We start from the raw sequence: 13,554 nt of genomic DNA, 5'->3' as shown, positions 1-13,554 counted from the left end.
AACTCCTTATAACAATATTTGGTAACCTCAGTTACTAGTTACCTTTAAATCTTTTATCGATTATCTTGCAAAAACGCATCTTTGTTTCTGCAAGGTTACCGCCTCAATCTATATACTTCCACAATTCATTTTTCTCTACACATGCAAGCTTTCTTACACTTGCAAAAATTAAAGTTTATCTCCGCGTACGCCTTGATTACTATTTAACAGCCGGCGTCTCCATACACCCGCCTCATTTTCTCAAGCTCAGACCTTACTTCATCGAGTAATTCCTGCGGCTCCAGTACTTGCACGGTTTGCCCCCTGCCCTAAGACAAAGCGTTTTATTTCTTCAAGTTGGGTAGTTTTAAAACTTACTTCAACTGTTTTATCATCGTGTACTTTCAGTTTTTGATCCTTGCTCCACATCCGCTCTTCGGCAAATACGCCAACCTCGCTCGAAAATAAAAGCCGCACGGTAAAGGGTTCGCGCTTGGTCAGCCACACGCCGATGTTTTTGTCAATGTATTTTTCGGGATTAAAATCAGCAGGCACTTCAAACTTTTCGTTTTCAAAAAGGTGCAAATCTTTTATTCGGCTAAAGGAAAAAATGCGCAAATCATTTTTGGTATGACAAAAGCCTATAACGTACCAAACTCCTCTTTGGCAAATAATATGATATGGATTTATTTTTCGCTTTTCGTAAGAATCGGTTTTTAAGCTGCGGTATAAAAAACCTATAGGCATACCCACCTTAACCGCTTTAAATACTGAAGAAAAAGTTTGATTGTTAATATTCGGAGCGGGATCTGCAATAAAGGTAACGGAATTATCAAGCCAACAAGTGTCAAGACAGACAGCTTTATCCGGCATTATCGAAAGTATTTTTTCAAATACATCTTGTAAAAGTTTTTCAATCGGCGTATTGCGGTATTGACGCAAAAGTTTTTCAAAAATTGCAACAGAAAAAAATTCTTCCTCATTTAAAAAAACGCTTTTTAAAAAAAAGGTATTTTCCGTGTAAAAATATCCGCGCCTCGTGTGGTCGTATTCGATCGGGGCATTATACATGTCCCGCAGAAATTCTATATCGCGTTGTACTGTTCGCGCACTCACGCCAAGCACTTGAACCAATGTTTTGAGTGTAGGATATTTTTTTGTGCGTATTACTTCGTCCAGCTGCAATATTCGCCAAAACCGCAGTCTTCCTTCTTTTTTATCCATACTTATACTCTACCATGCCAGGTGCGCCAAATAGCTGCGTTATAAAAAAAAAGATGAAAGAAAACCGGCTTTTTACAGCTTTTTTTATTTGAGAAATACTTATTTTTGTCCGTTGAGTTTTTTCGAGCGTAAAGCTATTTTTAAATGACGAGGTACTGTGTGTGTGTGTGGCAACAACTGTGCCAAACATAACAGACTGAGTCTGCTATTTATAAGCCTAAAAAAACATGTTGAGAAATCACTTAGATAAATCGGTCTATCCATACAATAGAAATCTCCCCTCTCAAGACATATTTAGATATAAAACATCTATTTTCGCCTTATCATAGATATATTTTAAGTAATTGTATAAAAAAATGCAAGTAGCAATTTTATAAATTATGTCTAAAAGAAAGGGATAGCATTCGATTACTTGCAATCCATCTCTATTTTCGTTCTTTAGGGCATCTACCAAAAATCTCCGGAGAGCGTTGTGCAGATATCCGGCGTTTTTGCATGCTTAAAGAAAATACACTCTTCCAAAACTATTTTGTTTTGAAAGAGTGTATGAAAGCAGTGTTTATTTTATAGATTGAGCGCCAAATCCTGATACAGCGCCGAAGAGTTTTATCGAATCTTCAAGCGGATACCTGTTTGCAAACATTGAAACCTTTGTAGAAATTTTTCCTACTGTGTTCATACCCATCGCCGACCGGAATTGGTTTACCGATGAATCCGGATCATAGTCTGTTTTTTCACTGAATGCAAGAGAGATAAAGCCCTCAAGGTATGCCTTATTGATTGCATTTTTTAATCCCTGCACATTCTGTAACTCTTCATTATCGGTAGCCGAAGCCAAATCCAAATCTTCAAAATCTGCCGCTTTTACACGTTCAAATTTTCCGCCGCCCGAAGGAAGAGTCATGTCTCCCTGTTTGTTTAAGAAAAAGCGGTTATGATCTACTTTAATTTCTCTCATCTTTTCCGCTGTTGCCGAGGAATCAATTCTGGTTCGGTCAATTCCGCCCAAATAGGAACAGCCGATAATATTATGATGAATGTTTGTATTGCATTTGGTCATACATCGTACACCATATCCCATATCTTCGTAACTTTTTGTACGCGTCCAGTTAAACAGGATCGTATTGTATGCCACCTCAAGCGTACTGTCATTTCCACGCCCTCTGCCGTAAATTTCGGTTGCGGCAAGCGCACTTGAGGTAAATACATTATTAAGTACTTTTACGGCACCGCCGGGGGCAATTCCAAGCTGTATCGCATACCAGGCACTATTGTTAAACACACAGTTTTGCACAACAAGTTTATCGCCGACAATACCATACAAAATTTGGTTGCTGGAAGTTTTATTCGGTTTATCTCCTTCTTGCGGCGGCAACGTTAAATAGCCGGTATCAACCCCCTTAGGTTTTCCGTCTCGCGGATGATAGGCATTGGATTCGCCCTTGTCAAAAATTATACCGTCAATAATCGCTGTTCCTTTTTTCCCGTCCAACAATATTCCCAAAAGGGGTTTGCTGGATGATGTGGGAGTTGCTGCATTCGGCGGAATAACCGTTGAGTGGTATTTTAAAACGTTTCGTGTGGAAAAATCCTTTGAATATCCGCCGTAAATTTCGACCGGTTCCTTCATTTCAAGAAACCCTACATCGCGCATTCCGCAATAATTACCTTCGGCTACATAGATTTTATCTCCGGCTCGCGCCTTATCCAAAGCTTTTTGCAGATTTTTTAGCGGTTCTGTTTTTGTTCCGGCATTTCCGTTCTTGCCGGTTCCCTTACTGACATAAATCTCTGCAGCAGTTAACGAAAGTGTTAAAAATGCGGCAAAAAAATAGAATTAAAATATTTTTTTTCATGTTCCCTCCTCAAGGTTAGAAAATATAAAAACAGCGTACTACGCTTTTGGCGAAAAAACAAGTTTTCTAAAAAAATTATTAGTTTTTAGAAGCTGTAACTACTTTTTTGTTAATTTTGAAAAAACGGTTCTTTTTAAGAGTTTTATTGCATAAATCACGGAAATAAATTGTTTTTCAGAAATGCATGGTATATATTCAAATTTAGATTAGTATCCTAAATATTTTAATTTCGTAAAACTGGAGATGAATATGAAAAAGAAATTGTTTTTTTTACCTTTACTGACCTTGGTGATGTTGAGTGTACAAAGTTGTTTTTTGTTTACCTCGTCTGCTCCCGATAATGACAAACCTGTTCCCAGCAAAGAGTTGCATGTTGGAGACACGGTAAAAGGAAAAACCATTGTTTGGGAAAACAAGAGCGGTGATTCATGGAAATTCTTAGCTATGGGAAGAGCGTCTGACCCTATGCCGTGGACAAACGATAGAAGCAAAGTGTTAAGTGCAAGCAAAATGTCAACTAATATGGGTATGGGAAAAGAAAATACTTTATACCTGCTATCGGAGTTCTCTTCTCACGTCTACACAAACATGAATACTGCAGCAAAATACGCTGAATCCAAGGGGGGCTGGCTTCCTTCAAGAGATGAAGCAAATAAAATGGCAGAGTTTACCGATAAAAAATTCTGGTTGTCCGACGGAGAAATGCTGGACAAAGCCTATTACTATAGTCCGGTAGAACAAACTATCCGTACGGAAAAAAGAGATCATAAGAACAGTATATGTACAATTCCAATATACTATCTTGATGCATACGGAAACGTTGTAGAACCATACTAACAAAACATAATAATCTTGACTTTTTAATATATAAAATTTAGGATATCGAAGATTATTTTTTGTTAACTCAAAGGGGATTACCGTGCATCCGATTTTCTCACGGCAACCCCTTTCCTTTTTCTTCAATAGTATTACCGCAAATAAAACCTATCACCCGCTGCAAAGCAATCTTAAAAATTAACCGAATTTTAACATTTTATTTATAGAGCCCTAATATTTGTTTTGTACATTTCATCCAGAAATAATACAACGAATGGAGGTTTGTATGAAAAAAATTTTAGCTCTTTTGGCTTTCAGCTTTATTGCCGTGTCGGTTTGTTTCGGGTTCGGCGGGCAGGAAAAGAAGGTTTACACCTTCGGCGGATCTACCACTGTTTCACCGATCATGTACAAGCTCATCGAAGTTGTGCAAAAAGAACAGCCGAATATTACCGTTTCCTATGAGGCAATCGGTTCAAGTGCCGGCTTAAAGTCTTTAATAAGCGGAGAAATCAGTTTGGCGGGTTCTTCTTCCGAGTTTTCCGCAGAAAAATTGAAGGGCATGATCAGCGTTCCGATAGCCATTGACGGCTTATCGGTTGTAGTAAATGCAAAAGGTTCAGGCGTTACAAACATCAGCTTGGAAAACCTTGCAAAGATTTATCACGGCGATATAAAAAACTGGAAAGAGGTTGGCGGAGAAGACCTCCCTATCCTTGTTGTAAACCGCGATGAGTCTTCGGGAACCTATGCGGCTTTTTGGGAATTGGTTTGTCAGCCATTTTTCGGTAAAGCTCCGGCATATTTAAAAGAGGCTATTGTTGCAAAAGAAAACGGTGAGGTTGTCGCAAAAGTACTTGCAACACCCGGCGCTATCGGCTATGCAGGAATGTCTTATGCGGAAGAACTGCAAAAGGCGGGCGGAAAAGAACTTTCGATTGACGGAGTTGAGCCCACCGTAAAAAATGTCATTGCAAAAAAATATCCTCTTTCCCGATATCTGTACTTAATTAAAAAGCCCGACACAAAGGCGGATTCTTTTGAGCAAAAGTTTATTGACTATGTGCTTTCACCGAAGGGACAGGCGGTGGTTAAGTCTACCGGCTATATTCCGCTTGCAAAATAAGCTGAAAACTCAATGAATAGAAAAACTATTTTTGAAAAAATAGTAAGGGGGGCATTATTTGCCTCCGCCTTACTATCGATAGCGGCAGTTTTGTTTATCAGTTTATTTTTATTTTACCGAGGACTGCCGCTGTTTAAAACGGTTCGGGTCGCCGACTTTTTGTTTTCAAGCACGTGGGAACCGACTGCGGAAAATCCATCGTACGGAATACTCTCGTTTATTATCGGCTCTTTTTATGTAACAGGCTTATCGCTTTTGATTGCCGTGCCGATTGGGCTTGCAGCAGGCGCCTACCTTGCAGAACTGAGCGGAGAAAAAAACGGCCGCATTGTCCGCTCCGCCGTAGAGCTTTTAGCCGGAGTGCCTTCGGTTGTTTACGGACTTTTCGGAATCGCGCTTATTACAAGGGTGAGCAGATTTTTATTCGGAGGATCGGGATTCAATATTGCAAGCGCATCCGCTGTTTTGGCTATTATGATTTTGCCCACTATTATCAATGTAACGGAAATATCTTTGCGCTCGGTAAATCCTTTGCTGAAAGAAAATTCCCTTGCGCTCGGAGCAACACGATGGCAAACACTAAAATCCGTTTTAATGCCTGCTGCGAATAAAGGCATTATTGCGGGAGTAGTGCTGGCGATGGGACGAGCGATGGGCGAAACTATGGCGGTTTTAATGGTAGGCGGAAATGCGCCGATTATGCCCACACAGTTAAACGGAATGGTGCGCACGCTTACAATGAATATTATCACCGATATGAGTTACGCAACCGGCGATCATTTAACTTCTCTTTTCACCACTGGCATTGTGCTCTTTATTTTTATTGTACTGTTAAATTTAACCGTCCAAATTATTTTAAAAAAATCGATGGAAATGAAATAAGGAAACCCTATGAGCATACCTGAAAGAATCCCCGATGAGAAAAAAATAGCACAACGAAATTTGCAGCATGAAAAACTTGCCTTTGGGGCTATTCATTTTTTTGCCTATTTAACTATTTTTATTTTAGGCTTGATCCTCTTTTTTATTTTGTTAAAAGGTTTTCGGTATTCCGATATTGAACGCTCAAAATATTTACGCAAAAGCGAAGCCGCTCCAGACGGTTTTGTAATTATCGTAAATAAAGCGCAGCGCATAAACGAATTGAATTGGGAACAGTTAAACGGATTATACGAAGACTTTTATATTGACTGGGAAAAGCTTGACGGATCTATTCATGACGTGATTCCTGTCCTGCCTCTTTTGGATAAAACCGATTTGCAAAAACTATACCTGTTTCTTTTTGATCAGAAGAATGATGAGGCAATCGGCGTGCTTACACAGATTGCGGAAAATGAAGAGGCAGCCTTTAAACGTACTGCCGATACCGTCGGCGCCGTATCCGTTATCAGAAAACAAAGCTTTGATGATTTTCGCATCCGCTTTCCGGAACTCAGCGAAAAAATTAAAACGCTTAATTTACGCCGATACTCGCTTACTGTAAAAGATTCCGGGTACTCGAAAAACCAATCTCTTGTAACCGAGTATGAAGTTGAAAAAGAAAAAGATTTGCTAAGCGATTCCCGCTTTGAAGTTATGCAAACAGTAAAAGCAATCAAAAACGGAAAAACGCTTATTTATTTTACACAGATAAAAAGCGGATTAAATTTAACTTTTGAGTACCTTATACAACCTACCCGCTCATCCGGAAAAAGCGGCGGTATTTCAGGTATTATTGTAAATACATTTTTTGTATTAGCGTTAACGCTTTTTATTTCTTTACCGCTTGGAGTCGGAGCAGCTGTTTATTTAACACAGTTTGCCCGCAAAAAAAAGTTGATTTCAGTTATCCGATTTGGAATAGAAACCCTTGCGGGAATCCCTTCAATCATTTTCGGTTTGTTCGGTTCGGTTTTATTTGTCAATTTTTTAGGTTTAGGCTTCGGACTCTTATCGGGAGCGTTGACCTTAAGCTTGATGATACTGCCGACCATTATCAGAACTTCGGAAGAAGCTATTCTTGCGGTACCGCATAGTTTAATTGAATCCTCTGTTGGACTGGGGGCAACAAGAATCGAAACAATACGATTTATTATTTTACCCGCAGCGGTTCCCGGAATTATCACCGGTATGGTTTTAGGAATGGGACGCGCAATGGGCGAAACAGCCGCCCTGCTTTTTACCATGGGCTCGGATTATAAACTGGTAACAAGTTTATTTTCATCGGCACGAAGTCTTTCAACGCATATTTACTTATTATTTGCCGAAGGAATAGACATTAATAAATCATTTGCCTCGGCAACGGTGTTGATACTGTTTATTTTAATTTTTAACTTTGTTTCAAAAAAACTTATTGCTAAAATGAGACCGGCCGTTTATGGATAAGTTTTTAGGAGTGGATACTATGAACATACAAACTAGTAAAATTTATTCGCAGAATTTAAATCTTTGGTATGGGGACACCCATGCCTTAAAAAATATCACAATCGAAATAAAACCGAATACCATTACGGCACTTATCGGGCCATCGGGTTGTGGCAAGTCAAGTTTTTTGCGGACATTAAACCGAATGAACGATCTTGTTGACGGGGTTAAAATCGAAGGGAATATCTTTTACAACGGAGAAGATATTTATTCGGGAAATATAGAAACAATTACCTTAAGAAAAAATGTCGGGATGGTATTTCAAAAACCGAATCCTTTTCCGATGAGCATATACGATAATATTGCATACGGCCCGAGAATACACGGCATTAAAAAGAAAAAAGACCTTGATGTATTAGTTGAAGAAAGCTTGAAAAAAGCAGCTCTTTTTGATGAGGTGAAAGATCGCTTAAAAAGTCCGGCAACCGCGCTTTCCGGCGGACAGCAGCAGCGGCTTTGCATTGCGCGCGTACTGGCGGTTAATCCCGATGTTATTTTAATGGATGAGCCTACCAGCGCCCTTGATCCGCTTTCAACTGCAAAAATTGAAGAGCTAATTCAGGAATTAAAAAAACGATTGACTATTGTTATCGTTACGCATAACATGGCACAGGCGGGACGGGCATCGGATATGACCGGATTTTTTCTGCTTGGAGAATTGATAGAATACAGTCCGACAAAAGAACTTTTTATACAACCGAAAAATAAAAAAACCGAAAAATATATTTCGGGACAATTCGGATAAGATAATTTACAGGCATCAAAATATAAGCAACCGAACTCAGGTTTGTTTATGTAAAATGCTGCTTTAAAAAATACAGTAAAAATACGGGAGAAGATATGACGGCAAATATTTATAAACAGGAATATACGGCAATTTTACACGAGATAGAGCGAATGGGCATAACGGTAATTGAAAACCTTGAAAACGCATTGCAGGCTTTTCAAACATTGGACACAAAGCTGGCAGACTCTGTTATTGCAAAAGACGATGAAATAGACAAACTGCAAATTGAAATAAATGATACTACCATAAAGTTTATGGCAACACGGCAACCTGTTGCACAAAATCTACGGGAGCTTGTTTCCATATTTAAAATATGCACAAGTTTAGAGCGCATCGGTGATTACACTGTTCATATTGCAAAAGAAGCAAAAAGACTTGCGGAAAACAACTGTCCGCATTCCTTGGTTGAACTGGAAGCTATTATCCTTGACGGCATTCAAATGCTTAAAGACGCTTTAAATGCGTTTTTAAAAGATGATGTTGAAGCAGCTTACAAAATTGCAAAAAGAGATGATGAGATTGACAGGCGCTATAAACTTTTTTTAAAAAACATTATACTGCTCATGACCACCGACTCTGCACGATCGGATATGTACAGCAGACTTCTTTCCACATCAAATTCCGTAGAACGTTTGTGTGATCATATTGTTGATATTTGTGAAGCAATCGTATATATCTGTGAGGGAATTTATGTTGACTTAAACTAAAGACGGACAAATGAACGAAAGGATATTGATCATAGAAGATGATCCGGATATACGGGAACTTTTAGCATATTCATTATCAAAAGACGGATATCAAACTCATGCTGCGGGAACCGCAGAAGACGGATTTACAATTTTAAGAAAAGAAAGTATTCACCTTGTGCTTTTAGACTTAATGCTTCCCGTAATGGACGGATACGGATTTTTAAAACGAATAAAAAACAGCGCAGAGTATAAAAACATTCCGGTCATTATTGTCAGTGCGCGCGGAGATGAAACCGATATTGTGAAAGGATTGGAATTAGGCGCCGAAGATTATGTTTCAAAACCTTTCAGCCTGCGCGTTTTAACCGCACGAATCCTTGCGGTGCTTCGAAGGACGGCAACTAATACAAAAAAAACAGAACCCGATTCTTTCACCGTTGACAACCTCAGTTTTAATTTATTACGGCATGAGGTTTGGCTTGATGACAGCATAATTGATTTAACCATTACCGAGTTTTCTATTTTAAAATATCTTGCATCGTCTCCCGGACGTGTTTTTACTCGCGCTCAAATTATTGCAAGCATACACGGAGAAGACAGCCCCATAACGGATAGGTCTATTGATGTGCAAATATTGTCAATACGAAAAAAGCTCGGATCTAAAAATCAAAAAATAGAAACCGTTCGAGGTGTCGGGTATCGATATGCCGATTCAGAGGAGCGATAAAACTATTTTTAAATAGAAGAAACAATGAAGAAGTTATACTTTTCAGCCAAGATACGCATTATTATACTTACCTCACTTACCGCAATGCTTGCCGTCTATGCGGCGGCTTCATTCGCAGTAATCCATAAGCTGCGCATTGATGCCACTTTTTTTTCACTTGAACAAACAGCCCGCTCGTTTGAAAAAGTATTTGCGGAAAATGATTCGCTAACCGCAAAAAAGATTACCGAATCCATTGCAGCCCAAAAGATTTTACGGCTTACACAGATAGACTCCGAAGGGCATGTTTTACTGGAGTCGGAGCAATACAATTCCGAAAGAGAAAATCACGCAAATCGTCCCGAAGTTATTACCGCCTTGCACGGAACCATCGGCAGAGAAATCAGATACTCAAATACGCTAAAAGAGTATGCGGCATATCTTGCAATCCCCATCAATGACGGAAGGTCGCCGAAAACTGTTTTACGATTATCTTTACCGATACCTGAAATAAAAAAACAAGTACGCTATTTGGTTGTATTGCTTGCAAGTATAGGTATTGTCTTAGTTTGTTTTTCAATCCTCTTTTCAAAATATATTGCATCAAAAGTTTCAAAGCCGATTTACTCGCTTATTCATACTGCAAAAAAATGGGCGCAAGGAAATTTTGATGAAAGAATTCCGGAATTCTTTGAACCGGATTTTAATATGCTCAGCATTACGATGAATCAAATGGCGGAAAAAATGGGAGAAACGCTTACCAGTTTAATTAAACTTGAAGCAATGCGCCGTGATTTTGTTGCAAACGTTTCACACGAACTGCGCACACCGATAACCCTTATCAAAGGATTTTCAGAAAATCTTTTAGACGATAGATATTTTAAATTGCCTGCACCACCTGTGAGTAATAAAGAATCAAAAGAGGCAGCGCTGCCGGATTCTAAAAAAGAACCAGCAGAAAAGCAAAACACCGATATCAAAGAAATGCGGAACATGCTCGAGATTATCAATAAAAATGCCGACAGAATGGAAAGTATTATCACCGATTTATTAATGCTGGCAAAAATTGAAAATGCAAGTGCTTCGGTACGGGAAGATTTTATTCCAACCGATACCGCTTTTTTAGTACAGAGCATTGCCGATAAATTTAAACTACAGGCAGCTAAAAAAGAAATTATAATTCAAACAAATACGCAAGAGGGTTTATACGCATTTGCTTCCACCGGACTTATTGAAATGGCCCTTTCAAATTTAGTTGATAATGCCATAAAGTATTCACCTGCCGGCGCCGTTGTCAGCATTAAAACCGAAAGCAAAAAAAAAGCAGTGCGCTTTACCGTTCAGAATTCCGGCTCAACCATTTCGGAAAAAGATTTACCGCGGATATTTGAACGCTTTTACCGAGCGGATAAGGCACGCAGTCGGGAGTTAGGCGGCACAGGACTCGGGCTTGCAATTGTAAAACACATTGCTTTAATACACGGCGGTCGATGCAGCTGTATAAGTGAAAACGGAAACACCTGTTTTCATTTGGACATTTCCTTATGCACCGATGAAAATGAGTTTAACTCATTTGAGTAAAATCTTTTTTAATCGTACGTAACATAATAAAAAGCAGCCTCCGTATATGTAAATACAAAGACCGCTTTTAAAAGGATTACAGAAAAACGCAATCGTTAAATTTTAAACTTGTTTACTTCAGCGGTAAGAATTTGAATACAGTTTTGATTGCTCTGAGTAATTGTTCTTACATCATTTACTGATTCGGTTATTTGACCGGTGCCGGCAGCCATCTCATGTATGCTGCTTGCGATAACCTGAGTCAAATCATTTAACTTGTGCATTTCATTTGATATTTGATCACCCTCGCTTAACACCTTTTTAACATATAACTTTACATCGGCTGTTACCTTATTGATGTCCCTAATAGCACTAAGCACTTCGCGGCTTCCAACTTCTTGCTCATGCATTGCACTAAGGACTGCAGATTCACGATCTAAAATTTTACCCGTAAGATTATACACTTGCGTAAATATTAATTCCGCTGTCTTTACCGCACCGGTAAGATCGCCAATAATCTCGGTAGATTCTTTTAATAATGCACCGATCTGCTTTCCCTGCGTATTCGCATCCTCGGCAAGTTTTCGTATTTCACTTGCAACAACGGCAAAGCCTTTTCCCGCAGCGCCGGCATGCGCCGCTTCAATTGCCGCATTCATTGCAAGAAGGTTTGTTTGGGCAGAGATATTCTGAATTACCGCATTCGCCTGCATAAGCGCATCAGACTTTTCCGCAATTTGAAGAGCAATCGTATTTGCTTTGCCGGCATCTTCAGTTCCTGTTGTTACATTTTTGTAAAGTTCCTCGATGACAATATTATTTTCTTCAAGGATGGTTCCTATTGAACGAATATTTGCAATCATCTCTTCTATTGCCGAAAAAGATTCGCTTACACCGGATGATTGATTTTCAATACTGTTATCCAGCTCTTGCATAGTTTTAATAATTTCAGTTACCGATAAGGATGTGTTCGCCGCGCTGTCGGTTTGCCCTTCCGTTTTATTTTTAACCTCATTGATATTTGAGCTTATCTGTTCAACAGCATTTGCTGTTTCAATTACATTGGCAGAAAGGTTTTCTCCAACCGAACGTAAATTCTTACATTCATCTGAAACAGAAGTAATTACCGCTCTAATCTTTGCCATTGTCTTATCAAAGGATTGTGCAAGCACGGCAATCTCATCACTGCCGCGCATATTGAGCGAAACAGTTAAGTTACCCTCTCCTTCGGAAATATTTTTTAAAAGCTCGGCAACCTCGCGCAGCGGTTTTGTTATATGCTTGCTGGTAAAACTGGAAATTACTGCTGTAATTACAAACGATACCCCAAGTGCAAATAAAAAGACTCTTTGCAAGTTTTTAATATTTGCTATAAAATTAGTTTTAGGAATTAAGATAATACTCCCCATGTCAACAAGTCCCGCATGTATCGGTTTAGTAATGACAGAATAGGATATGCCGTTTATTACTTTATCAAAACTGATCGCATCAGTATAAGTATAGTTTTTTAACTCATCAATTCCAAGTTCAGATACTGATTTAAATATTGCTTCGGAATCAATATTGTTAATTACTACGGTTCCTTTTTTATCTGCCAAAATAATTTTGATATCTTCTTCCCCTTCGTTTTTAAATAGAAGAGACAAATCATTTAAATCAATGTCAAAGGTTGCAACTCCTTTAAATTGTCCACTGCTATTTTGTACGCTCTTTACGATTGTGATAACTTTTTTGCCTGCAGAGGTTTGATACGCGTCAAGCGATGAAACTTTTCCAATATTTGTTTTTCCCATTTTATACCAGCTTCTGGTTCTGGAATCGTACCCGTCTTTTCTGTCAACCGGCGGATACTGTATAAAACCGCCATTATGTTCCGTTGCAAAAGCAACCCCGATAAAAAACGGATTTGTTATTTTGAATTGTTCACAGATTCTAAATACCGAATCTTCATAACTTCCCTTTTTGGGCTGCATCTTTGAAATTCCCGCAGCGGTTTTTAAATCCTTGTATGAAGTAATATCAGCAGAATGAGAGCGGATAGTATCTAAGGAGGTGAAAGTATTTATCGTATATTCAATTCCTGAAAAATATTTTGTTAAAAGCTTATCAATGTTTTTTAAATACACATTTGCGGAATATTGTAACTGTTCTTTAAAAAATCCCAAATTTTTTGAATAGACGATTACCGCAAAAAATAACAGAGAGAAAACTGCAAGTGCTATAAAACTAATAATTAGTTTTAATTGCAATCCGAATTGCTTTTTTTCATTAAACATAATTTTATCCTCCTTAAAAATTTAATATGTTTTTTTTGAAAAAAAAACACTTTCTATATTTTATACAAAAAATAAAACTCTGTCTACATAAAAATTTAATTATCGATAATTTTTATTATAATAATTGTACAT

The 13,554-nt window shown here is 38.4% G+C and carries 11 protein-coding genes; 8 read left to right on the top strand and 3 right to left on the bottom strand.

Annotated features, from left to right (window positions below; all coding sequences use genetic code 11):
• Positions 1-258: 258 nt before the first annotated feature.
• On the bottom strand, positions 259-1,203 hold the full coding sequence (locus tag FUT79_RS06780; RefSeq protein ID WP_244951139.1) for a helix-turn-helix transcriptional regulator: 945 nt from the start codon (positions 1,201-1,203) through the stop codon (positions 259-261).
• 559 nt (positions 1,204-1,762) lie between these two features.
• The gene (locus tag FUT79_RS06775; RefSeq protein WP_148878979.1) at positions 1,763-2,992 is read right to left on the bottom strand and encodes a right-handed parallel beta-helix repeat-containing protein; all 1,230 of its coding nucleotides are present in this window, start codon (positions 2,990-2,992) and stop codon (positions 1,763-1,765) included.
• A 316-nt stretch (positions 2,993-3,308) separates the two neighbouring features.
• Between FUT79_RS06775 and FUT79_RS06770 the strand changes: the two genes are divergently transcribed.
• From FUT79_RS06770 to FUT79_RS06735, 8 genes are all read left to right on the top strand, one after another.
• A complete protein-coding gene (locus FUT79_RS06770; RefSeq protein WP_024753507.1) occupies positions 3,309-3,896 on the top strand; it encodes a hypothetical protein in 588 nt (195 codons plus the stop codon).
• Between the two features lie 265 nt (positions 3,897-4,161).
• Positions 4,162-5,001, top strand: a complete 840-nt coding sequence (locus FUT79_RS06765) for a phosphate ABC transporter substrate-binding protein (protein ID WP_024753506.1) — start codon at positions 4,162-4,164, stop codon at positions 4,999-5,001.
• Positions 5,002-5,013: 12 nt separating this feature from the next.
• Positions 5,014-5,883, top strand: a complete 870-nt coding sequence (gene pstC / locus FUT79_RS06760) for a phosphate ABC transporter permease subunit PstC (protein WP_148879706.1) — start codon at positions 5,014-5,016, stop codon at positions 5,881-5,883.
• 9 nt (positions 5,884-5,892) lie between these two features.
• Positions 5,893-7,365 (top strand): phosphate ABC transporter permease PstA, encoded by a 1,473-nt coding sequence (pstA, locus tag FUT79_RS06755; RefSeq protein WP_024753504.1) that lies wholly within the window; start codon positions 5,893-5,895, stop codon positions 7,363-7,365.
• Positions 7,366-7,384: 19 nt separating this feature from the next.
• A complete protein-coding gene (gene pstB / locus FUT79_RS06750; RefSeq protein ID WP_044634357.1) occupies positions 7,385-8,149 on the top strand; it encodes a phosphate ABC transporter ATP-binding protein PstB in 765 nt (254 codons plus the stop codon).
• Positions 8,150-8,244: 95 nt separating this feature from the next.
• Positions 8,245-8,898, top strand: a complete 654-nt coding sequence (gene phoU / locus FUT79_RS06745) for a phosphate signaling complex protein PhoU (protein ID WP_024753502.1) — start codon at positions 8,245-8,247, stop codon at positions 8,896-8,898.
• Positions 8,899-8,908: 10 nt separating this feature from the next.
• Positions 8,909-9,607 carry a response regulator transcription factor gene (locus tag FUT79_RS06740; RefSeq protein WP_148889430.1) on the top strand — a complete coding sequence of 233 codons (699 nt, stop codon included), beginning with the start codon at positions 8,909-8,911 and terminating at the stop codon, positions 9,605-9,607.
• A gap of 24 nt (positions 9,608-9,631) precedes the next feature.
• Positions 9,632-11,167, top strand: a complete 1,536-nt coding sequence (locus FUT79_RS06735) for a sensor histidine kinase (RefSeq protein WP_024753500.1) — start codon at positions 9,632-9,634, stop codon at positions 11,165-11,167.
• Between the two features lie 95 nt (positions 11,168-11,262).
• On the opposite strand, the gene FUT79_RS06730 is transcribed toward FUT79_RS06735, so the two are convergent.
• On the bottom strand, positions 11,263-13,422 hold the full coding sequence (locus FUT79_RS06730) for a methyl-accepting chemotaxis protein (protein WP_148884031.1): 2,160 nt from the start codon (positions 13,420-13,422) through the stop codon (positions 11,263-11,265).
• Between the last annotated feature and the right edge of the window lie 132 nt (positions 13,423-13,554).

Source organism: Treponema phagedenis (assembly GCF_008153345.1).
Classification (GTDB): Bacteria; Spirochaetota; Spirochaetia; order Treponematales; family Treponemataceae; genus Treponema; species Treponema phagedenis.
The sequence above is the reverse complement of the archived record's forward strand: the minus strand, read 5'-3'. Positions and strand labels throughout refer to the sequence as shown.